This window comes from Endobacterium cereale, assembly GCF_009617585.1.
GTDB classification, from domain to species: domain Bacteria; phylum Pseudomonadota; class Alphaproteobacteria; order Rhizobiales; family Rhizobiaceae; genus Neorhizobium; species Neorhizobium cereale.
Window position 1 is genome coordinate 113,333 of the sequence record NZ_WIXI01000046.1, and the last position, 22,532, is coordinate 135,864.

The window sequence follows — 22,532 nt, forward strand, 5'->3', positions numbered from 1 at the left end:
TCGAATCGATCGACAGCACATCCCGTGCGTTCGGCGAGAAGGTTTTTCGGCAACGGTCGCGAGCATCCATTTCGATGCATCCGCTCCCGTCCAGCACAGGGCAATGGGGTAGAGTTTCAATGGCTACGATGGTGAATTCCGTAAGCTACGGCGATGAGAACCTGGAAATCATCGCGTTCCGTCTGCACGATCAGGAATTCTGCGTGAAGACCACGACCATCCGCGAAATCCGCGGCTGGGCACCGTCGACGCCGATCCCGCACGCACCGGCAGACGTCATCGGCGTCATGAATCTGCGCGGCTCGGTCATCCCGATCATCGACCTTGCCTACAAGCTCGGCATGAAGAGCACGGTTGCCAACGAGCGCAGCGCCATCGTCGTTGCAGAAGTGCACAACATGGTCATCGGCATGCTGGTCGACCGCGTGTCCGACATCCTGACGATTTCGGCGAGCCAAGTTCAGCCGGTTCCAGAAGTGTCCGCCTCCTTCGACAAATCATTCTCCGAAGGCGTGATCGCCAATGAGAACGGCATGATCTGCTTCCTGAACCTCGCCAAGATGTTCAAGGGCACCGAGGCCGAAGACCTCGCAGCCTGATCAGCGATCCAAGCGACATGGAAATAAAAAAGGCCACCCACTGCGGTGGCCTTTTTGATTCATGGCCCGGAGAACCCCTTGTTCAGATCTCGCGAAATATTGTGAGCAGCGTTCACTTTGTTTCAATTTATTATTAAGTTTTAAATGTCTAAATTAACCCTGAGATGAATCGCCGGTTGTATTCGCCTGCCGTTAGACGGACCGACGAAAACGCATAGGCCCTTGGGAGCGAAGAATGTTCGGACTTGGCACGTCAGGCGCACAGCAGGTTGTCGACGCACTATCCAGATCACAGGCGATTATCGAGTTCGACCTTCAAGGTAACATTCTCCACGCTAACGAGAATTTCTGCCGGGCGCTCGGTTACCGGCTGGAAGAAATCAAGGGCCAGCATCATCGCATCTTCTGTGATCCGGCCTATGCGGCAACGGCGGAATACCGTCAGTTCTGGACCAATCTCGGTTCTGGCAAATTTGATGCCGGCGAATACAAGCGCCACACCAAGGCGGGTGAGGAAATCTGGATCCAGGCCTCCTACAATCCGGTCCTTCGTGGAGGCAAACCGGTCAAGGTCATCAAGATCGCCGCCGACATCACGGCTGCCAAGGCGAGAGCCACCGAGGACGCGGCAAAACTTTCGGCCATTTCCCATTCACAAGCCATCATCGAATTTACGCCACAGGGCGAAATCCTCGATGCCAATGACAATTTTTGCCAGGGGCTAGGCTACGCCCTTTCCGAGATCAAGGGCCGGCATCACCGCATGTTCTGCGACGCAGCCTATGCCGCATCGCCCGAATACACTGCATTCTGGCAAAAGCTTGCCTCGGGTGAATTCATCGCCGATGAGTTCGTGCGCTTTGGCAAGGGCGGCAAGGAGATCTGGATTCAGGCGGCCTATAACCCGATCCGTAACCTCAAGGGGCAGGTCTACAAGGTGGTGAAATTCGCCACCGACGTCACCCCCCGCATGAGTGCCATCAACAGCCTCGGCAATGGCCTGAAGGCACTCGCCGATGGCGACCTCGAGCAGCGCCTCGACATGACGTTCGTACCCAGCATGGAAGCCACCCGCCAGGATTTCAACGAAGTGGTGGCAAAACTGCGTGCGGCCATGCAGACGGTGGCAGAGAATGCATCCGGCATCGCGGCTGCCTCGGGTGAAATCGCCGGCGCATCCGATGATCTCGCCAGACGCACCGAGCAGCAAGCCGCCTCGCTGGAAGAAACAGCCGCAGCGCTGGAAGAAATCACCACAACGGTTACAGATTCCAGCCACCGCGCTGATGAAGCCGGCCGTCTGGTCACGCTCACCAAGCAGAATGCCGAGCAATCGGGCCAGATCGTCCGCGACGCCATCGCCGCTATGGATCAGATTTCGAAGTCTTCCGGCGAGATCACCAACATCATCAGCGTCATCGACGAAATCGCCTTCCAGACCAACCTTCTGGCACTGAATGCGGGCGTTGAAGCCGCGCGCGCAGGCGAAGCCGGTAAGGGTTTTGCCGTCGTTGCGCAGGAAGTGCGCGAACTGGCACAGCGCTCCGCGACCGCCGCCAAGGAGATCAAGACGCTGATCAACGCATCCAGCGGCTATGTTTCCAACGGCGTCAGTCTCGTCGGGCAGACCGGCTCGGCACTCGGCGAGATCGTCGATCAGGTCGCGGGCATCCACACGAATGTGGCAGCGATCGTCGAGGCATCCCGAGAACAATCCGCGAGCCTCAAGGAGATCAACCAGGCGGTCAACGTCATGGACCAGGCCACACAGAAGAATGCCGCCATGGTGGAGGAGACCACGGCCGCCAGCCATTCCCTCTCCTCGGAGGCGGAGAACCTGCGACGTCTGCTACAGCAGTTCCGCATCGGCCGCGCCACAGGCCCGGCCAGCGCCGCACCTTTGGCAAGGCACGCTTCTCCAGCGGTTCACACCCGCGCAGCAACCACGCGCCCGACAGCACGCATTGTCCAGGGCGGCCAGGCGGTTGCCATTTCCGACGATGGCTGGGAAGATTTCTGATCGTCTTCACATCTTGAACAAACGGAAAAGGGCAGCCGAAGCTGCCCTTTTTAGTATTCTCACCAGAAGTCGAATGATCAACCGAACAGCGCGAAGCTGCTCTTCACCGTCGTCCAGACACCCCAGAGAAGCGGGATACCGACAACGGCCCAGGCAAATACAGCCTTGGCGTCGAGACCACCGGTGCCGATACCGAACGAGCCGGTCGGGCCAGAGTTGGCAGCAGCCGTCTTGGCCTGCAGCGAAGCAACTTCTTCGTCCGACATGAACCACTTGTCACCAAGCGGGCGCACCAGGAAGTTGGCAACGAGACCGAGAGCCAGCATGCCGGCAAGGATGTACATCGTGCCGGTATAAAGTTCCGGACCCGGTGCAACACCTGCACTGATCTGCGCTTCGCGGATGTAGTTGACGACGACCGGGCCAAGAATGCCGGCGGTTGCCCATGCGGTCAGCAGACGGCCATGGATGGCGCCGACGAACTGCGTGCCAAAGATGTCGGCAAGATAGGCCGGCACCGTGGCAAAACCACCGCCATACATCGACAGGATGATGCCGAAGGCCAGCACGAAGAGTGCCTTGTTGCCCATGTCGGCAAAGGTCGGAGCAAGCGTGTAGAGGATGATGCCGAGGATGAAGAACGTGTAATAGGTATTCTTGCGACCCAGCTTGTCCGACAGCGATGCCCAGACGAAACGGCCACCGATGTTGAACAGCGAAATCAGACCGGTGAAACCGGCGGCAATCGCTGCGATCTGTGTCTTCTGGCCAGCGTCAAGCTGCGAGAAGGTCAGGTCAGGAAGGCCGATCAGCGAACCGGCGAAGATTTCCTGCAGCATCGGCGAAGCCATGCCGATAACACCGATACCAGCGGAGACGTTCAGGCAGAGAACGGCCCAGATCAGCCAGAACTGCGGCGTCTTGTGCGCATCGCGCAGGTGGACATGCTTGCTGGTGATCATGGTCGACTTGGAAGCCGGAGGTGTCCAGCCTTCCGGACGCCAGCCGGCCGGCGGGATGCGGTAGCCGAAAGCGCCGCCCATCATGAAGACGAAGTAGATGACGGCCATAACCACAAACGTCTGCCATACACCGATCGATACATCCGTCTTGAAGAAGTTCATCAGCAGGTTGGCAAGCGGTGCACCGATCATGGCGCCACCACCGAAGCCCATGATGGCCATGCCGGTTGCCATGCCACGACGGTCAGGGAACCATTTGATCAGGGTCGAGACCGGGGAAATGTAACCGAGGCCGAGGCCGATACCGCCGATGACACCGGCACCGACCCACATCAGCCAGAGCTGATGGGTCATGACGCCGAGAGCGGCAACGAGAATACCACCGCACCAGCAAAGAGCCGATACGAAGCCAGCCTTGCGCGGACCGACCTTTTCAAGCCAGCCGCCCCAGATGGCAGCCGAACAGCCAAGCAGAACGAAGAACAGGGTGTAGATCCAGCCAAGATCCGAAACGCGCCAGTTGCACTCGGTGGTGAACAGGGCCGATACGAGATTCATGCTGGCGCAGGCGGCGTCCGGCGTGCCGGGGAGCGCCTTGGTCAACGGCAGCCAGAAAACGCTGAAGCCGTAAGCCATGCCGATGCAAAGATGGATTGCCAATGCTGCCGGCGGTACGAGCCAGCGATTAAAACCTGGTTTTGCGATAATGCGTTCGCGGTCGAGAAGACCGGCATTGCCTGCGGACGCTTCGCCCGCAGCTGATGCAACTGCCATGCGCATTCCTCCCTCTGGGAAAATAAGTGTTTCAAGTCACGAACACGCCCAACTCTCTCCCACCCGGCCGCATGACTTTATGCGGTGTCCCCCGGGGCCGGGAATTGAGCTTGCACCTTTTCGTCGCACCCTGTGCGGCGGATCAGCGCAGACGCGTCCTTGACGATTGCCATTAAACCGTCGCCGCCATTATCGATATGGGCAAAAAGCTGCTGACGCATCCGAGGCTCCCAAAACTTGTTGATATGTGTCGCCACCCCCTCAATTTGGGTATTTTTGGGCTGGGATAAAAAGAAAGTACCTATCTGATTTGCCATGCGAATCAGTTTTTCAGGTTTTTGGTCGCTCAAATCTGTTTCATGAGACATCGGTTTCAGCCTCGAATCGAATACGGTTGGGGTGAGTAAAGACTTCGAAATCCTCGCCACGAGACAGGGCCACCAGCGTCATGCCGGCAGCATTTGCTGTGCGGATGGCAAGCGCCGTCGGCGCCGAAATGGCAATCAGGACGGGCGAACCGAGAATGGCCGCCTTCTGCACCATTTCGACCGAGATGCGACTGGTAACGACAACCACGCCATCACGTCCTTGACGTCCCGAGCGCAAAACGGCGCCAGAGAGCTTGTCGAGTGCGTTGTGCCGGCCGACATCCTCACGAACGGCGATCAAGCCCTCGCCGGGAATGAAAAAACCTGCCCCGTGAACGGCTCGCGTTTCCGCATGCAGCGGCTGTGCCTCATTCAGTGCGGAACTGGCGGTCGCGATGTCCGCTGGAGACAGAAGCATCTCCACGGCGGAAACATCCGGCACCGGCCGAATGGCCTGCTCGATCGACTCGATTCCGCAGAGACCGCAGCCGACCGGGCCCGCCATATGCCGGCGACGGGCGCGAAGCGCGTCCTCCTTGTCTTCCGCCAATGTCACCTGAACATCGATGCCGTCGCCTTCCTGCAGAAGCTCGATCGCCTCGATCTCTGCCGGCGACGCGATAATACCCTCGGTCAAACTGAAGCCCGTGGCAAAATCCTCCAGATCCGCCGGCGTACCCATCATCACCGCATGACTGGAACCGCCATAGGAAAAGGCGATCGGCACTTCCTCGGGAACAGACCGAACAGCCTCGCGCACCAAGCCATCGCGAAAAATCGTCTGCGGTGCGGCAGCGGTCGGCGCAATGCGGATATTCGAGTTCTGTTCGGCGGTCGACATGAGAGGCATCCTGTGCGCGGAAAGGTGTAGTCTCTCGACTGCCACTTCCTGTTTCTTGATGCCGGTCAAAATAGTCATCGGTGCCGCCCACGCAACGGGCGGCACGTCATTCCTGCAGAATGACAGGAAGCCGGAAGAAATCTCCTCATTCAGCCGCTTCCAGCTTGCCGGCGATACGCCGTGAACGCCGGGACAGCTCCTCGTAATCCTCCTGCCATCCGGTCGGGCCGTTGGATGGCGACACCTGCACCGCCGTCACCTTGTATTCCGGGCAATTGGTCGCCCAGTCGGAAAAATCCGTGGTGATGACATTGGCCTGCGTGTCCGGGTGGTGGAAGGTCGTATAAACGACGCCCGGCGCCACGCGATCGGTGATCAGTGCCCGAAGAGACGTATCACCGGAACGGCTGGCAAGCTTGATCCAGTCGCCATCCTTGATACCGCGCTGCTCGGCATCATGCGGATGGATTTCCAGACGGTCTTCGGCATGCCAGGCGACGTTTTCCGTGCGCCGCGTCTGCGCCCCGACATTATATTGCGACAGAATGCGGCCGGTGGTCAGCAGAAGCGGAAAACGCGGCCCGGTCCGCTCGTCGGTCGCGACATATTCGGTGCGGATAAACTTGCCCTTGCCACGGACAAAGCCATCGACATGCATGATTGGCGAGCCAGTGGGGAATTTCTCGTTGCACGGCCACTGAACCGAACCCATCTTTTCGAGATAGTCGTAGGAGACCAGCGCAAAACTCGGCGTTGTCGCGGCAATCTCGTCCATGATCTGCGACGGGTGGCTGTAATTCCAGCTCAGCCCCATAGCCTGCGCCAGTTTCTGGGTCACTTCCCAGTCGGCATAACCATTCTTCGGGGTCATGACCTTTCGCACGCGGTTGATGCGGCGCTCGGCATTGGTGAAGGTGCCGTCCTTTTCCAGAAAGGTCGAACCGGGCAGGAAAACATGCGCGTAATTGGCCGTTTCGTTGAGGAAGAGGTCATGCACCACCACGCATTCCATCGCGGCAAGACCGGCTGACACGTGCTTGGTGTCCGGGTCGGACTGCAAAATGTCCTCACCCTGGATATAGATGCCTTTGAACGAGCCTTCTACCGCGGCATCCAGCATGTTTGGAATGCGCAGGCCCGGTTCATTGTTGAGCGTCACGCCCCACAGTTTTTCGAAAATGTCACGCGTGGCATCATCGGAGATATGACGATACCCCGGCAGTTCGTGCGGAAATGACCCCATGTCGCAGGATCCCTGCACATTGTTCTGGCCACGCAGCGGGTTCACGCCGACACCTGGACGGCCGATATTACCGGTGACCATGGCAAGGTTGGCGATCGCCATGACCGTCGTTGAACCCTGGCTGTGTTCGGTGACGCCGAGACCATAATAGATCGCGCCATTGCCGCCGGTGGCAAACAGGCGGGCAGCGCCACGCACCAGACCGGCGGGAACACCTGTATATTTTTCCGTCGCTTCCGGGCTATGCGCCTCTTCCGAAACGAAGGCCGCCCAATCCTCGAATTCCGACCAGTCGCAGCGTTCGCGAATGAATGCTTCGGCAAACAGACCTTCGGTAACGATGACATGCGCCAGCGCCGTCATCATCGCAACATTGGTGCCGGGCAATAGCGGCAGATGGTAGGCCGCTTCCACATGCGGCGTCTTGACGAGATCGATACGGCGCGGATCGATAACGATCAGCTTTGCGCCCTGCCGCAAGCGCTTCTTCAGGCGAGACCCAAAGACTGGATGACCATCGGTGGGATTGGCACCGATGACGATCACAACATCGGAATGCTCGACGCTATCGAAATTCTGCGTGCCCGCAGAGGTGCCAAACGCTTGGCCGAGCCCATAACCAGTCGGCGAATGGCAGACACGGGCACAGGTATCGACATTGTTGTTGCCAAAGCCGGCGCGGATCAGTTTCTGGACGAGAAAGGTTTCCTCATTGGTGCAGCGCGACGAGGTGATGCCGCCGATGGATTCCCGACCATACTGATACTGGATTCGCCGGAATTCCGAGGCGATATGCGAATAGGCTTCTTCCCAGCTGACTTCACGCCAGGGATCGGAAATGTTTTCGCGGATCATCGGGTTGAAGATGCGGTCCTTGTGGCTGGCGTAACCATAAGCAAAGCGGCCCTTCACGCAGGAATGACCACGGTTGGCCTGCCCATCCTTCCACGGCACCATGCGCACCAGTTCTTCACCGCGCATCTCTGCCTTGAACGAACAGCCGACGCCACAATAGGCGCAGGTCGTCACGGCTGAATGTTCCGGCTGGCCGATCGCGATCACTGACTTTTCCGTCAGTGTCGCGGTGGGACAGGCCTGCACGCAGGCACCGCAGGAAACGCATTCGGAATCGAGAAAATGCTCGTGCATGCCGGGTGAGACACGGCTTTCGAAACCGCGGCCCTCGATGGTCAGCGCGAACGTGCCCTGCACTTCCTCGCAGGCCCGCACGCAGCGCGAACAGACGATGCATTTCGAAGGATCATAGGTGAAGTAAGGATTGGATTCGTCCTTCGGCATCCATTTGGCGTTGATGGCGCCATCGTTGCGGGTGCGCACATGATTGTCGCCCTCATAACCATATCGCACGTCGCGAAGACCGACTGCGCCTGCCATGTCCTGCAATTCGCAATCGCCATTGGCGGCGCAGGTCAGACAGTCGAGCGGGTGATCGGAGATATAAAGCTCCATCACACCACGCCGGATATCCTTTAACCGGCCGGTCTGGGTGTGAACGACCATGTTCGGCGCAACCGGCGTTGTGCAGGAGGACGGGGTGCCGTTGCGTCCCTCGACCTCCACCAGACAGAGCCGGCAGGAGCCGAAGGCATCCACCATATCGGTGGCGCAAAGTTTCGGGATCTGGATGCCGGCCTCCATTGAGGCGCGCATGATCGAAGTGCCCTCCGGCACGGTGATGGCACGACCGTCAATCGTCAGCGTGACCTGTTTTTCCGAGCGCGAGGCGGGCGTGCCGTAATCGATTTCCTGAATCAGGTGCATGGCGCTTCTCCTAGATCCCATTCTGTTCAGCCAGCGTATGCGCGACGAGCGCATTCGCATGGCCATGTCCGAGACCATGCTCAGCCTTCAGCCAAGCCACGATTTCCATATGTTTTTTGTCAGGATGTTGCCGGATCAGATCCTTCCAGTGCGCGATCGGCTTTCCGTAGGTCTTCTCGATCGACGGAAAATAGCTCGCCGGCCCTTTGACTTTTGCGTCCGTCATTCCGCAGCCTCCACCATCGGTGTCGGCGAAAAATCCTCTGGAAAATGCGTCATCGCGCTCATCACCGGGTAGGGTGTGAAACCGCCTAGCGCACAGAGCGAGCCGAATTTCATCGTATTGCAAAGGTCGGCCAGCAGCGCCTTGTTCTTTTCCGGTTCGATGCCTTTGGCGATCCTGTCGACCGTTTCGACACCACGCGTGGAGCCGATCCGGCACGGCGTACACTTGCCGCAGCTTTCGATGGCGCAGAATTCCATGGCAAATCGCGCCTGCTTCAGAAGGTCTGCGGTGTCATCGAAAACGGTGATGCCGGCATGGCCGATCAGGCCGTCCTTGGCCGCAAAGGCCTCGTAATCGAACGGCGTGTCGAACAGTGCGCGCGGAAAATATGCTCCGAGCGGTCCCCCTACCTGCACCGCCTTCACCGGTCGTCCGCTCGCCGTACCCCCACCGATATGATCGACGATCTCGCCGAGCGACAGGCCGAAGGCAGTTTCAAACAGGCCGCCATATCTGACATTGCCGGCAATCTGAATGGGGATCGTGCCGCGCGAGCGGCCCATGCCAAAATCCTTGTAGAAGGCGGCACCCCTATCCATGATGACCGGAATGGAGGCGAGCGAGATGACGTTATTGACGACAGTCGGCCGCCCCAGAAAACCCTGCAGAGCAGGCAGTGGTGGCTTTGCGCGCACCACGCCGCGTTTGCCTTCCAGCGAATTCAGCAGCGAGGTTTCCTCGCCGCAAACATAGGCCCCTGCACCTGAACGAATTTCCAGATCGAAGGCATGCGCGGAACCCAGAACCGATGGCCCGAGAATGCCGGCCTTGCGGGCAATCTCGATCGCTTCTCTCATCGTGCCGATCGCATGCGGATATTCGGAGCGGGTATAGACATAACCCTTGGTGGCGCCGGTCGCGATGCCGGCGATGACCATGCCTTCGATCAGAACGAAGGGATCGCCTTCCATGATCATGCGGTCAGCGAATGTAGCGCTGTCGCCCTCGTCGGCATTGCAGACGATATATTTTTGAGGCCCGGCGGCCTCCATCACCGTCTTCCATTTGATGCCGGTCGGGAAACCGGCACCACCACGACCACGCAAGCCGCTGTCCGTCACCTGGGCAACGATTTCGGCAGGCGTCATCGCAATGGCTTTTTCGAGGCCCTTCAGTCCCTGGTAATGCCGATAATCATCGAGCGAGAGTGGATCGGTCACGCCGCAGCGGGAGAAGGTCAGGCGGGTCTGCTGACGAAGGAAGGGAATTTCCTTCGTCGGCCCAAGACAGAGGGGATGGTCATTGCCGGATAAAAATTCGGCATCGAAGAGTGATTTCACGTCCGAGGCTTTAGCCGGCCCGTAGGCCACGCGACCGTGTTGGGTGCGCACTTCCACCAGCGGCTCGAGCCAGAACATGCCACGAGATCCGTTGCGCACCACCCGAGCATCCAGGCCCCGGGCGGCGATCTCGTCGAGAATTGCTCTCGCCACCTTCTCAGAACCGAGCGCTAGAGATGCCGCATCCCGCGGAACGAAAATTGTTACCGTCATCGGCCAATCTCCCCAACGATTTCGGAAAGACAGTGGTCGTCCACCCGGCCGTAAACCTCACCATCCAGCATGGCGGCTGGCGCGCAGGCGCAAAGGCCCAGACAGTAGACCGGCTCAAGCGTGACGGCGCCATCCAGTGTCGTCTGGTGAAAATCGATACCGAGCAACTGCCGCACCCGATCGGCGACACGATCACTGCCCATAGACTGACAGGCTTCGGCCCGACAAAGTTTCAGCACATGCCGGCCTGCCGGGTGGTCGCGAAACTCGTGATAGAAGGTGACGACGCCGTGCACTTCGGCACGTGAAAGGTTGAGTTCACCGGCGATCACCGGCTTCACGTCCTCCGGCACATAACCAAACTCCGCCTGGATCGCATGCAGGATCGGCAGCAAAGGGCCTTCGAGATGTTTGTGTTCGCGTACGATATCGCGCGAACGCTCGGCCATATCGGCCGCAGCGAGATGCATGTTCATTCGTCAGCCTCCCAACCGACTTCAGTTCATGCAAGCGAGATGCCTTCTGCCGGAGCAGACACACACCCTCCTCCGCTTACATTTGCAAAGTTTCGCAGCAGGTTAGGCGAAGGGTCAATAGGACGATTACGTTACGCGATAGAACATTTCTATCAATCCGGATCGATAACGCCGAGATTGCGCGCCTCGTGCAACAGCGCCGAAACCAGCGGCGTGAACGGCTCACGATGCGTGGCGACGAGGCCGACAACGTGGCTGGCCTTCGGCTCGACGATGGGAATAGTGCGGATCTGCGCCGAAAAACCGAATGATCGCGCGACGTTACGTGGCATGATGCTTGCCCAGCGACCGGTGCCGACATGCGCCAGCAGTACGACCATGGAATTGGATTCCAGCATGGTACGCACATCCACACCGGCGCTGGCGAGATGCTGGTTGATGATACGGCGGTTCTGGTTGTCCGGTGTGAGCAGGCATAGGCGCAGCCCGGCCATATCCTTCCAGGTCACTTCTTTGCGATCGGACAGCGGTGTGCCCTCTGACGTGACCAGCGTATAGTGTTCGGCATAAAGCGGCACACTGGTGACGCGACCGAGCGGTTCGTTATCGAGATAGGTCAGGCCAGCATCGATTTCGAAGTTTTCCAGCTGGCTCAGCACCTGCAGCGACGTGCGGGAGACGACAGAAAATGTCACTTCGGGATGTTTGGCCTGAAACGGTTCGGTCAGTTTCGGGATCATGGCCAGCGCCGTCGGGATCGCGGCCAGCCTTATATGCCCGGCCAACCCTTTACGGGCGGCCCGCATTTCCTCGCGCATCGTGCGGGTATCGCCGACGATACGGCGCGCCCATTCCAGCACACGCTGGCCTTCAGGAGTAAGGCCCTGGAAACGCGATCCGCGCACCACCAGACCGACACCAAGATTTTCTTCGAGTTGCCGGATCGCCGCCGACAGCGTTGGCTGGGAAATACCGCATTCTTCCGCCGCACGTCCAAAATGCTGCTCTCGCGCCAGCGCAATGAAAAATTCCAGCTTGTCGATCATGGCCACTCCCTCCAAACAAGGGCTAGCCGGTTCTGCTTCTCAATTCAACAGCTTGCAATTGCCATAGGATCAGAGTTGCAGCGCATCCGTAATGCGTTTGAGAACGTCAGCACTATGCTTCAGCGCTTCATGCTCGTTCTGCGAGAGATCGGGAAGCATGTCCGCAACTACACCATCGGCACCAATGACGCGCGGCAGGGACAGCGCCACTTGCTCGAAGCCGGCAACATGATCCGTCACCAGCGACACCGTCAGCACCGCCCCTTCATCACGCGCAATCGCGCGCACGATGCGGGCGATACCTGCGCCGATACCATAGTAGGTCGCGCCCTTGCCCTCGATGATCTTGTAGGCGGCATTGCGGACATTGTCGTCGATGTCGGCGCGAACTGCTTCTGTCAGGGGCGAACCGATCTGCTCGGCAAAGGATGCAAGATCGACCGAACTGGCACGGGCACTTTCCCAGACCAGAACCTCGCTGTCTCCGTGTTCACCGATCACATCCGCATGGATCGATTGCGGCGAGATGTTCAGATGTCGCGCGATCAGGCTGCGAAATCGTGCGGTATCGAGAACCGTGCCGGAGCCGATGACGCGCTGTGGCGGCAAGCCGGACAGACGCTGGGTGATGAAGGTCATGGCATCGACTGGATTGGATGCGACCAAAAAGATTGGACTGCTGACAACAGCCAGAACCTGCCCGACGATCTGCCGAAACACTTCCGTGTTGCGGCCAAGTAGCTCAAGCCGCGTCTCTCCCGGTTTCTGGCTGGCACCGGCCGCAAGAATAACGATACCGGCACCGGCGAGATCCGCATATCCCCCTGCCCTCACCCGCGTTGCCGACATGAATGGCACGGCATGAGCGATATCCTCCGCTTGGGCTATAGCCAAAACCTCGTTGCGGTCGATAATGACGACCTCGCTGGCATAACCGGTGATAGCAAGCGCAAAGCCCACCGAACTGCCGACCATGCCTGCACCGATAATACCGACCTTCATCCAAAACACTCCGTGATATCTGATCCCGAACATAGGGCAGATGACGATAAAGTCTTTGATTTACAGTGGTGCGCCATATGTAGTGCATGACATGTTACGAAATTTGGGTTTCCTTCAGCCGATCCTCATCCAGCACGACACCAAGCCCCGGCGCTTCGCCCAGCTCCAGCCAACCTCGTTTGTGGGCCAGCGGCGCGGTCAATGGAAAATCCCGGCGTGCTTCGCTCCATTCCGGACTGTCGTAAGGATATTCAAGGAAAGGCGCGTCCCCCGCCCCGGCCGTCAGATGCGCGTTGGCAAGAACACCGATGCCATTGGTCCAGCTATGCGGGGTGAAGGTCATGCCGGCCTCACGCGCCTGATAAACCAGACGCCGGCAGCCGGTGATCCCGCCAACCAACGCCACATCCGGCTGGATGACATCTAAAGCCCGCTTCTCGATGAGTTCGCGAAACTCATAAAGCTCGCGAGTCATCTCCCCGCCGGCAATGCGGACGGACGTTGCTTGCCTGAGTGCCCTCATGCCTTCGAGATCGGACCGGTGCAACGGCTCTTCCATCCAGTAGATACCGAGCCGTTCCAGTTCCTTGGCCACGGTCAAAGCGTCCTTGAAGCTCCATGGCAATGTCGTATCCCAGGGCATGCGCCAACCCTGATTGCAGTCGACCATCAGGTCCAGCCGATCGCCGACACGGGCGCGAATTGCCTCCAGTGCCTTGACGTCTTCACGCCGGCTTAAACGCCCTCCAGCAGATGAGGAGAAGCGCACCTTCATCGCGACAAAACCGTCATCTAGATAATGCTCAGCCTGCGCGGCCATCGCAGCCGGTTCACGCAACACACCGGAAGACGCGTAAAGCCGGACACGATCGGCACGACCGCCGAGCATTCGCCAGACCGGTTCGCCCGTTACCTTGCCGGCGAGATCCCACAGCGCCAGATCGAGCGGCCAGCAGCGGCCATAGTGAAAATTGATGTGCGACAGGACCTCGTAATGTCGTTCCAGATGGCGCGGATCATGACCGATGAAGAGATCCTCGTGTCCCTCGAAACCTTTCATGAGGTCGCCGGAACCAACACCCTCACGCCCGTCTTCATCACGCACACGCACAATGGTGGCATCGAAATGGTGACGTGGCCGGCCATCCCAACTCGCCTTGAAGGGCGGATCGAGCGGCAAGCGGTGGTGCGAGATTTTGATCGATGCGATGCGGCTCATATGCCCTCACCCGAATTGCTGCCAGATCGTTTTGTAATCGCAATATTTGTCGATCGCATGCACCGAACGATCCCGCCCGAAACCGGATTGCTTGAAACCGCCGAAAGGTGTGGCAAAATTCGACATATCATAGGTGTTGATCCACACCGTGCCGGCATGCAGCGCTTCGGAAAACCGATGTGCCCGATCCATGTCTCTGGTGAACACAGCGCCAGCCAACCCATAGATCGTATCGTTGGCGATCCGCAGCGCCTCCTCCTCCGTATCGAAGGGAATTGCGGCCAGCACCGGCCCAAAGATTTCCTGGCGCGCAAGGCTCATGTCATTGGTCATGTCCACGAACACACCGGGCGAGATGTAATAACCACCAGTCTCCGACAAAACCCGTTCGGCACCGAAAGCACGCCTCGCCCCTTCCCTCTCCCCGGCAGCGATCAGCCCAAGCACCTTGTCCATATGACCCTGCTCGACCAGCGCGCCGATCTGCGCCGAAGGCTCGAAAGGGTGGGCGAGCATGATATCGTTTCTGGTCACAGCCTCGATCTTTTCGATCAGTCTTTCCTGAACCGAGCGCTGGACTAAAAGACGCGTAGAAGCATGGCAGGTTTCGCCGGAATTGTAGAAACAGCCCCAGGCCACGGCGGAAGCGGCCGCATCGAGATCGGCATCCGCGAACACGACGAGCGGCGACTTGCCGCCAAGCTCCAGTGCGACCCGCTTGATATTGGACTGCGCGGCATACTCCATGATCAGCTTGCCGACCGCTGTCGAACCGGTAAATGCGATCATGTCGACATCCATATGCAGGGCGAGCGGCTTACCCGCCTCCTCACCATAACCGGTGACAACATTGAACACTCCGGGCGGCAGGCCGGCCTCGACAGCCAGAGATGCAAGGCGGATGGCCGACAGGGACGATTGTTCAGCCGGCTTCAGCACCACCGAATTGCCCGCCGCGATCGCCGGGCCAAGTTTCCAGCAATCGATAATCATCGGATAGTTCCATGGCGTGATCGCCCCGATGACACCGAGCGGCACTTTTCGAACCAGCGCACGTGCATTTGGCCCGGTCGGAGCGATCTCATCGTAGAGCTTGTCGATCATCTCTGCATAATACTGGATGCCATCCGCACAAAGCCGCACATCGACGTTCAGCGAGGCAAGCACCGGCTTGCCGACATCGAGCGTCTCCAGAAGCGCCAGTTCCTCGGCATGAGCGCGAATGAGCTTGGCCCAGCGCAGCATGATCCGCTTCTTTTCCGAAGGTTCTTTAAGCCGCCATACGCCGGCTTCGAACACCTTGCGAGCCGACAGAACTGCCGCCTCGACATCCGCCGCCTCGCCTCGCGCCAGCACCGCCCCTGGCTTGCCGTCCATGGGTCGGGGACGCACGAATGTCTTACCGGAAACGGCATGACGATGCTCGCCATTGATAAAGCATCGGCCTTCCAGACTGAGAGAAACCAACCTGGCTTCCCAATACTCCCGTGTATAGGTTGCCGTCATCAGTGCGACCTCGGAAGCGACATAATGCTTGCCGCAAAACGTTCGACGTCGCCGTCACTGACATCCCGAACCGTCGCACGTCGCATCGGCCGGTTTTCTGTCGCCCGCATTTCGGTGGCGAGATCATCTGCGGAATAGGCATCGAACGCAGCCGGCAGCGCTCGCCTGATATCGCAGCGATCCATCAGGTCACTGACAAAGGTGGGCAAATCTTCCGCGGATTTTAAACCAACCGCCCTGGCGGCGGCATCCAGTTCCGCTGTTTTGGCAGCAATCAGCCATGGCAGCGTCTCTTCAAAAGCCAGCGCTGTAGCAAGACCATGATGGATCGGCGCTAACCCCGCCAGCGCATGACTGATATTATGTGCAATCGCCGTACCGCAATTGTCTATAGCGATGCCTGCATAACAGGAGCCGAGCAAGACCCTGCCACGCGCGTCGAGATCGGCCGGAACCTTCACCGCCGTCTCCAGCGCGCCGCCGACCAGACGCATCGCCTCGTGAGCGTAAAGCTGAGCGCCTGTGTGGGTATTGCGATTGGTTGCGGCTTCGAAGGCATGAATGAAGGCATCCATGCCGCACCATGCCGTCAGATGCCGTGGCAGCGTGATCGTCAGGGCCGGATCGAGAATGACCAGATCAGCCTTGGTTTCAGGCCCCCATATCCAGAGTTTCTTGCCCTCGGGGCCGGTAAAGATATTGGTCGCCGAAGTCTCCGAGCCGGTACCAGCCGTCGTGGGCACCGTGATCTTTTTCAAGGGATTTTTTGGCAGCGGTCCGGCGGCAAGCGCATAAGACATCGGATCCTGCCCGGACGCCGCACAGCAGGCGGTGATCTTTGCGATATCGAGCGCCGAACCACCACCGACGCCGATCACCAGTTGCGCACCGCGCGCGGCACGCATGGCCGCCTGTAAATGGGCAAGCTTTGGCTCACCGGCAAAGTCCGCGAATAAGGAGGCGATGATGCCATGCGCGCGCAAATCATCGATCAGCCGGTTGGCCAGTCCAGATGCAGCCAGAAAGCTGTCCATGACCACGAGCGCCCGATCAATATCGCCGAGCGTGACGGCAGCCGCTCCGATTTCGGAAAATGCGTCCGTGCCAAAACGCATGTCTGGAATGAAGGAATTGGAAAACATCAATGCTACCCGCCCCCATGAAGTGACGGCATCAACATGCCTGATCGGTCAGGATGCGCAAGACGGCAAATTCCGCAAAAGAAAAAGGCGACCCGAAGGCCGCCTCATCATTTGATCTGAACTGGTGTGCAGCCTCAGGCCGCGACAACCGTGTTGTTCAGATGCGTCAGTTCGGCAAGGAACTGCTCGAGCTTTGTCTTGTGCTCGTCGCTGTCGGCGTTGTCGATTTCCTTCTGGGCGTGCTCGATACGCTTCTGCAGCGTGTCACGCGTCACAGTCTGAAGAGCCATCGCCGATTCGGCGAGCAGCGTGCAGCCTGTCGGCAGGATATCGGCAAAGCCGCCGAAAACGACGTATTTTTCCGTCTGGCCGGAAGCAAGCTTCACGGTCACGACGCCCGGCTTGATGGTCGTCATCGTCGGTGCGTGATTGACCAGCACCGTCATCTCGCCGAGGGTCGCCGGAATAACGACTTCCGTCACCTGTTCGGAGACGAGAAGGCGCTCGGGCGATACGAGTTCAAAATTGAAGGTGTCGGCCATGACGGTCCACTTTCAGATGATGTTGCAGGCAAGAGCCGACGGCGCATTTCTCACGCGCCGTCGAGGCGTCAATCAGATCAGGCAGCAGCCTGAAGCTTCTTGGCCTTTTCCATGGCTTCTTCGATCGAGCCAACCATGTAGAAGGCAGCTTCCGGCAGGTGGTCGTACTCGCCGTTGACGAGACCCTTGAAGCCCTTGATCGTGTCTTCGAGAGCAACCAGCTTGCCCGGCGAACCGGTGAAGACTTCGGCAACGAAGAACGGCTGCGACAGGAAGCGCTCGATCTTGCGGGCGCGGGCAACCGTCAGCTTGTCTTCTTCCGACAGTTCGTCCATGCCGAGAATGGCGATGATGTCCTGGAGCGACTTGTAACGCTGCAGGGTCGTCTGAACCTTACGAGCGATCTCGTAGTGTTCTTCGCCAACGATCAGCGGGTCGAGCATGCGCGAAGTCGAGTCGAGCGGGTCAACAGCCGGGTAGATACCCTTTTCAGCGATCGAACGCGACAGAACCGTCGTTGCGTCCAAGTGGGCGAACGAGGTTGCCGGTGCCGGGTCGGTCAAGTCGTCGGCGGGGACGTAAATGGCCTGAACCGAGGTAATAGAACCGGTCGTGGTCGTGGTGATGCGTTCCTGCATCTGACCCATGTCGGTTGCGAGCGTCGGCTGATAACCAACGGCCGAAGGAATACGGCCGAGCAGAGCCGACACTTCCGAACCAGCCTGTGTGAAGCGGAAGATGTTGTCGACGAAGAACAGAACGTCCTGGCCCTTGTCGCGGAAATCTTCAGCGATCGTCAGACCGGTCAGAGCGACGCGAGCGCGGGCGCCCGGCGGTTCGTTCATCTGGCCGTAAACCAGCGCAGCCTTGGAGCCTTCGCCGCCGCCATGCTTGTTGACGTTCGATTCGATCATTTCGTGGTAAAGGTCGTTGCCTTCGCGGGTACGTTCACCCACGCCAGCAAATACCGAGTAACCACCATGCGCCTTGGCGACGTTGTTGATCAGTTCCATGATCAGAACCGTCTTACCAACGCCGGCGCCGCCGAACAGGCCGATCTTGCCGCCCTTCGCGTAAGGAGCCAGAAGGTCGACGACCTTGATGCCGGTGACGAGGATCTGGCCTTCGGTGGCCTGATCGACGTAGGCAGGCGCTTCTTGGTGGATGGAGCGCAGGTTGGTGCGATCCAGCGGACCGGCTTCATCAACCGGCTCGCCGATGACGTTCATGATGCGGCCGAGCGTCTGCTCACCGACCGGAACCGAAATCGGTGCACCGGTATCGGAAACAGGCTGACCGCGAACCAGACCTTCGGTCGAGTCCATGGCGATCGTGCGGACGGAGTTTTCGCCGAGATGCTGTGCAACTTCCAGAACGAGGCGATTGCCGTTGTTCACGGTTTCAAGTGCGTTCAGGATTGGCGGAAGTGCGCCTTCGAACGAGACGTCGACGACGGCGCCGATAACCTGGGTGACCTTGCCGGCAGCGGCAGGAGCGCTCTTGGCGCTGGTCTTCAGGGTAGCTGCTCTAGCCATGTTTCTTACCCTTTCTAAGGACTTCAGAGCGCTTCCGCGCCGGAGATAATTTCAATGAGTTCCTTGGTGATCTGCGCCTGACGCTGACGGTTGTACGACAGGGTCAGCTTGTTGATCATATCACCGGCATTGCGGGTCGCGTTGTCCATTGCGGACATCTGCGCACCGTAGAAGGAAGCGTTGTTTTCCAGGAGCGCCCGGAAGATCTGGATAGCCACGTTCTTCGGCAGCAGGTCTTCGAGGATCTCCTCTTCGCTCGGCTCGTATTCGTAAAGCGCGGCAGACGTGTTGTCGCTTGCCGAAACCTCGTCGAACTTGGCCGGGATGATCTGCTGGGCAGTCGCAACCTGCGAGATAACTGACTGGAAGCGCGCATAGAACAACGTGGCGATATCGAACTCGCCGGCGTTGAACATGGTCAGCACCTTCGACGCCACCTCATCCGCCTGAACGAAGCTCAGCTGCTTCACTTCGCGGAAGGTGATGTAGTCGACAATGTTCTCGCGGAAGGAACGACGCAGTATGTCGTTGCCCTTGCGGCCGACCGTCAGGATCTTGACCGTCTTGCCTTCCGACAGGAGCTTCAGCGCGTGGTCGCGAGCAAGGCGGATGATGGAGGAGTTGAAGCCCCCAGCAAGACCGCGTTCGCCGGTGGCGACCACAAGAAGATGAACCTGGTCCTTGCCGGTGCCCGACAGAAGCAGAGGTGCTTCCGCGTTGCCGGCATTGGCAGCCGAAAGGCTAGCCAGAACCTTGCCCATGCGTTCCGCGTAGGGACGTGCGGCTTCGGCAGCCTCCTGAGCGCGACGCAGTTTTGCCGCGGCGACCATTTTCATCGCCTTGGTGATCTTCTGCGTCGCCTTGACGGAGGCGATCCGGTTTTTCAGATCCTTAAGTGAAGGCATCCGTTATCGGTCCTCGGGCTAGTTCCGGTTTCAGGCGAAAGACTTGGCGTAGGCGTCGAGCGCGGCCTTCAGCTTTGCCTTGGTGTCGTCGGAGACCTGCTTCTCGGTGCGGATCGCATCGAGGATAGGCTTGCCTTCGCCACGCATGTAGGACAGCAGGCCCTGCTCGAACTTGCCGACGTCGGAAACCGCGACCTTGTCGAGGTAGCCGTTGACGCCTGCGAAGATCACGGCAACCTGTTCTTCCGTCTTGAGCGGCGAGAACTGCGGCTGCTTCAGGAGTTCCGTCAGGCGCGCACCACGGTTCAGCAGGCGCTGGGTCGAGGCGTCGAGGTCGGAACCGAACTGGGCGAAGGCGGCCATTTCGCGATACTGGGCAAGCTCGCCCTTGATCGAACCGGCAACCTGCTTCATGGCCTTGATCTGAGCGGCAGAACCAACGCGCGAAACCGACAGACCGACGTTAACGGCCGGACGAATGCCCTGATAGAACAGGTCGGTTTCAAGGAAGATCTGGCCGTCGGTGATCGAGATCACGTTGGTCGGAATGAAGGCAGAAACGTCGTTACCCTGCGTTTCGATAACCGGCAGAGCCGTCAGCGAACCGTTGCCGGCATCGTCGCCCATCTTGGCGGCGCGCTCGAGAAGACGCGAGTGAAGATAGAAAACGTCACCCGGATAAGCTTCGCGGCCCGGCGGGCGGCGCAGCAGGAGCGACATCTGACGGTAAGCAACAGCCTGCTTGGAAAGGTCGTCGTAACCGATCAGGGCGTGCATGCCGTTGTCACGGAAGTATTCGCCCATGGCGCAACCGGCGAACGGTGCGAGGTACTGCATCGGAGCCGGATCGGAAGCCGTCGCAGCAACGATGATCGAATACTGCAGGGCGCCGCGCTCTTCCAGAACCTTGACGAACTGGGCAACGGTCGAACGCTTCTGGCCGATAGCGACATAGACGCAGAACAGCTTTTCGCCGTCCGGGCCGTTATCGTGGATGGCCTTCTGGTTCAGGATCGTGTCGAGAATGATGGCGGTCTTGCCGGTCTGACGGTCACCGATGACAAGCTCGCGCTGGCCACGGCCAACCGGGATCAGAGCGTCGACAGCCTTGAGGCCGGTCGACATCGGCTCATGAACCGACTTGCGCGGAATGATGCCGGGAGCCTTGACGTCGACGCGCGAACGGCGGGTCGCATTGATCGGGCCCTTGCCGTCGATCGGGTTGCCGAGCGCGTCAACAACGCGGCCGAGCAGTTCCGGACCAACCGGTACGTCAACGATGGCGCCAGTCCGCTTGACGGTGTCGCCTTCCTTGATCGAACGGTCGGAACCGAAGATCACGACGCCGACATTGTCGGCTTCGAGGTTGAGTGCCATGCCGCGGATGCCGCCTGGGAACTCGACCATTTCGCCAGCCTGAACATTGTCCAGACCGTAAACGCGGGCAATACCGTCACCGACGGAAAGCACCTGGCCGACTTCGGAAACTTCGGCTTCCTGGCCGAAATTCTTGATTTGATCTTTCAGAATTGCGGAAATTTCCGCGGCGCGGATGTCCATCAGCCAACCTCTTTCAGTGCAAGCTTAAGGGTGGAAAGTTTGGTGCGAAGGGAAGTGTCGATCTGGCGCGAACCAACCTTGACGATCAAACCGCCGAGAAGCGACGGGTCGACAGTCACATTGATGGTGACATCCTTGCCAGTGACGCCCTTCAGCGCCGTCTTAAGTTCTTTGTCCTGCGCTACGGTGAGCGCATGCGCCGAAGTGACTTCGGCAACAATTTCGCCGCGGTGAGCTGCAGCAATTTCACGGAACGCGCGGATCATGCCCGGCAGCGCAAACAGGCGGCGATTGCCGGCAACGACCTTGAGGAAGTTGGAAACAACTGCACCAAGAGCAGCCTTTTCGGCGATCGCCGTTACGGCAGCCCTCTGCTCCTGCGAAGAAAAGACCGGGCTCACCACGAGGCGGCGCAGGTCTTCACTTTCATCAAGCATCGCCTGAAAACGGTCAAGATCGGCAGCAATCTGTTCGATTGCATTGGACTCAACAGCCAGCTCGAAGAGCGAGGATGCGTAACGTTCGGCAACGCCGGAAATACGCTGGGATGTGTCAGCCACGGGCACGAATTCCCTGATTATCATCCAAGCGGAAGGCCTGTTTTGAGCAGTCCAACAAACGCTTGAAATCGTTTCGTTTTCTCGAAACGAACAGGGAACCTCCCCCCGCCGTTCTTTTTAATTCGCGGTTCGTCTAGCATAGGACGTTTGGACTCGCAACACGCGCGGGGCCGCAAAACACCCTCTCCACGATGGGTTTGCGTGTTTTTACGCGGTTTCCACGCAATGGTGTCGCGCGGCCTGTGGTCACGGCACAAAGCTGCCGATCAGAAATACCCGAGGGAATAGCCGAGAGGCCCCGCGGCAAGCAGAAGCTGCAAGGCCAGAAGAGCGACGTTTCGAGCAACCAGACCGCGGTCGAGGAACAGCGACAAGAGGCGCCCCAAAGCGGAAAAACCGAGTGTTACGCCAACGGCCAGATAATAGAATTCCTGCGCAAAGAGCAGTGCACAAAGTGGCAGACCGAGATAGAGGCCGCCGGTCGAGCGGGTCGCACCATAACCTTCCGGGGTGATCTGCCCGACCTGAAAGCCACCCAGCCGCAAAGCCGTTCCCGGGGATACGAGAATAAGCAAGCCGACCAGCGCCGTGACGGCAGACGCGATAAAAGCCAGCTGCTCGGGCAGTTCGGTCGGAAAATAAAATTCCATGAGGTTTCCGCTCCATGCATG

The 22,532-nt window shown here is 59.1% G+C and carries 20 protein-coding genes; 2 read left to right on the top strand and 18 right to left on the bottom strand.

The genetic code is table 11. The features are described from left to right. Window positions 1-119: 119 nt before the first annotated feature. Window positions 120-599 (top strand): chemotaxis protein CheW, encoded by a 480-nt coding sequence (locus tag GAO09_RS17625; RefSeq protein ID WP_153355374.1) that lies wholly within the window; start codon window positions 120-122, stop codon window positions 597-599. A 235-nt stretch (window positions 600-834) separates the two neighbouring features. Beyond that, entirely contained in the window at window positions 835-2,619 is a 1,785-nt protein-coding gene (locus GAO09_RS17630) for a methyl-accepting chemotaxis protein (protein WP_153355376.1), read from the top strand. Between the two features lie 77 nt (window positions 2,620-2,696). On the opposite strand, the gene GAO09_RS17635 is transcribed toward GAO09_RS17630, so the two are convergent. The 18 genes from GAO09_RS17635 to GAO09_RS17720 form a co-directional block, all read right to left on the bottom strand. Continuing rightward, window positions 2,697-4,355, bottom strand: coding sequence for an OFA family MFS transporter (locus GAO09_RS17635; RefSeq protein ID WP_153355378.1), 1,659 nt, complete (start codon window positions 4,353-4,355; stop codon window positions 2,697-2,699). Window positions 4,356-4,432: 77 nt separating this feature from the next. Further along, window positions 4,433-4,723, bottom strand: a complete 291-nt coding sequence (locus GAO09_RS17640) for a formate dehydrogenase subunit delta (RefSeq protein ID WP_153355380.1) — start codon at window positions 4,721-4,723, stop codon at window positions 4,433-4,435. Continuing rightward, on the bottom strand, window positions 4,713-5,537 hold the full coding sequence (fdhD, locus tag GAO09_RS17645; RefSeq protein ID WP_410769186.1) for a formate dehydrogenase accessory sulfurtransferase FdhD: 825 nt from the start codon (window positions 5,535-5,537) through the stop codon (window positions 4,713-4,715). Before fdhD ends, GAO09_RS17640 begins: the two co-directional genes overlap by 11 nt. A 172-nt stretch (window positions 5,538-5,709) precedes the next feature. After that, entirely contained in the window at window positions 5,710-8,589 is a 2,880-nt protein-coding gene (gene fdhF / locus GAO09_RS17650) for a formate dehydrogenase subunit alpha (RefSeq protein WP_153355384.1), read from the bottom strand. Between the two features lie 10 nt (window positions 8,590-8,599). Continuing rightward, window positions 8,600-8,815 carry a DUF4287 domain-containing protein gene (locus GAO09_RS17655; RefSeq protein WP_153355386.1) on the bottom strand — a complete coding sequence of 72 codons (216 nt, stop codon included), beginning with the start codon at window positions 8,813-8,815 and terminating at the stop codon, window positions 8,600-8,602. Beyond that, complete coding sequence (locus GAO09_RS17660; RefSeq protein ID WP_153355389.1) at window positions 8,812-10,368, bottom strand: formate dehydrogenase beta subunit; 1,557 nt, start codon at window positions 10,366-10,368, stop codon at window positions 8,812-8,814. The genes GAO09_RS17655 and GAO09_RS17660 overlap by 4 nt, the downstream gene beginning before the upstream one ends. Continuing rightward, window positions 10,365-10,844 (bottom strand): formate dehydrogenase subunit gamma, encoded by a 480-nt coding sequence (locus GAO09_RS17665; protein WP_153355391.1) that lies wholly within the window; start codon window positions 10,842-10,844, stop codon window positions 10,365-10,367. The genes GAO09_RS17660 and GAO09_RS17665 overlap by 4 nt, the downstream gene beginning before the upstream one ends. Before the next feature lie 152 nt (window positions 10,845-10,996). Next, complete coding sequence (locus tag GAO09_RS17670) at window positions 10,997-11,890, bottom strand: LysR family transcriptional regulator (RefSeq protein ID WP_153355393.1); 894 nt, start codon at window positions 11,888-11,890, stop codon at window positions 10,997-10,999. Window positions 11,891-11,959: 69 nt separating this feature from the next. Beyond that, complete coding sequence (locus tag GAO09_RS17675; RefSeq protein ID WP_153355396.1) at window positions 11,960-12,892, bottom strand: L-lactate dehydrogenase; 933 nt, start codon at window positions 12,890-12,892, stop codon at window positions 11,960-11,962. A gap of 94 nt (window positions 12,893-12,986) precedes the next feature. Next, a complete protein-coding gene (locus tag GAO09_RS17680) occupies window positions 12,987-14,111 on the bottom strand; it encodes a mandelate racemase/muconate lactonizing enzyme family protein (protein ID WP_153355399.1) in 1,125 nt (374 codons plus the stop codon). Window positions 14,112-14,117: 6 nt separating this feature from the next. Next, a complete protein-coding gene (locus GAO09_RS17685) occupies window positions 14,118-15,617 on the bottom strand; it encodes an aldehyde dehydrogenase (RefSeq protein WP_153355401.1) in 1,500 nt (499 codons plus the stop codon). After that, on the bottom strand, window positions 15,617-16,759 hold the full coding sequence (locus GAO09_RS17690; protein ID WP_235938252.1) for an iron-containing alcohol dehydrogenase: 1,143 nt from the start codon (window positions 16,757-16,759) through the stop codon (window positions 15,617-15,619). Before GAO09_RS17690 ends, GAO09_RS17685 begins: the two co-directional genes overlap by 1 nt. A gap of 134 nt (window positions 16,760-16,893) precedes the next feature. Then, window positions 16,894-17,301 carry a F0F1 ATP synthase subunit epsilon gene (locus tag GAO09_RS17695; protein WP_153355405.1) on the bottom strand — a complete coding sequence of 136 codons (408 nt, stop codon included), beginning with the start codon at window positions 17,299-17,301 and terminating at the stop codon, window positions 16,894-16,896. 77 nt (window positions 17,302-17,378) lie between these two features. Continuing rightward, entirely contained in the window at window positions 17,379-18,836 is a 1,458-nt protein-coding gene (gene atpD, locus GAO09_RS17700; RefSeq protein WP_153355407.1) for a F0F1 ATP synthase subunit beta, read from the bottom strand. Window positions 18,837-18,859: 23 nt separating this feature from the next. Then, the gene (locus GAO09_RS17705; RefSeq protein ID WP_153355410.1) at window positions 18,860-19,741 is read right to left on the bottom strand and encodes a F0F1 ATP synthase subunit gamma; all 882 of its coding nucleotides are present in this window, start codon (window positions 19,739-19,741) and stop codon (window positions 18,860-18,862) included. A gap of 30 nt (window positions 19,742-19,771) precedes the next feature. Continuing rightward, window positions 19,772-21,301: a F0F1 ATP synthase subunit alpha gene (atpA, locus tag GAO09_RS17710; RefSeq protein ID WP_153355412.1), complete on the bottom strand. Its 1,530-nt coding sequence runs from the start codon at window positions 21,299-21,301 to the stop codon at window positions 19,772-19,774. After that, entirely contained in the window at window positions 21,301-21,867 is a 567-nt protein-coding gene (locus GAO09_RS17715; protein WP_324185504.1) for a F0F1 ATP synthase subunit delta, read from the bottom strand. The genes atpA and GAO09_RS17715 overlap by 1 nt, the downstream gene beginning before the upstream one ends. 260 nt (window positions 21,868-22,127) lie before the next feature. Continuing rightward, a complete protein-coding gene (locus tag GAO09_RS17720; protein ID WP_153355415.1) occupies window positions 22,128-22,511 on the bottom strand; it encodes an AGROH133_08824 family phage infection protein in 384 nt (127 codons plus the stop codon). Window positions 22,512-22,532 lie beyond the last annotated feature (21 nt).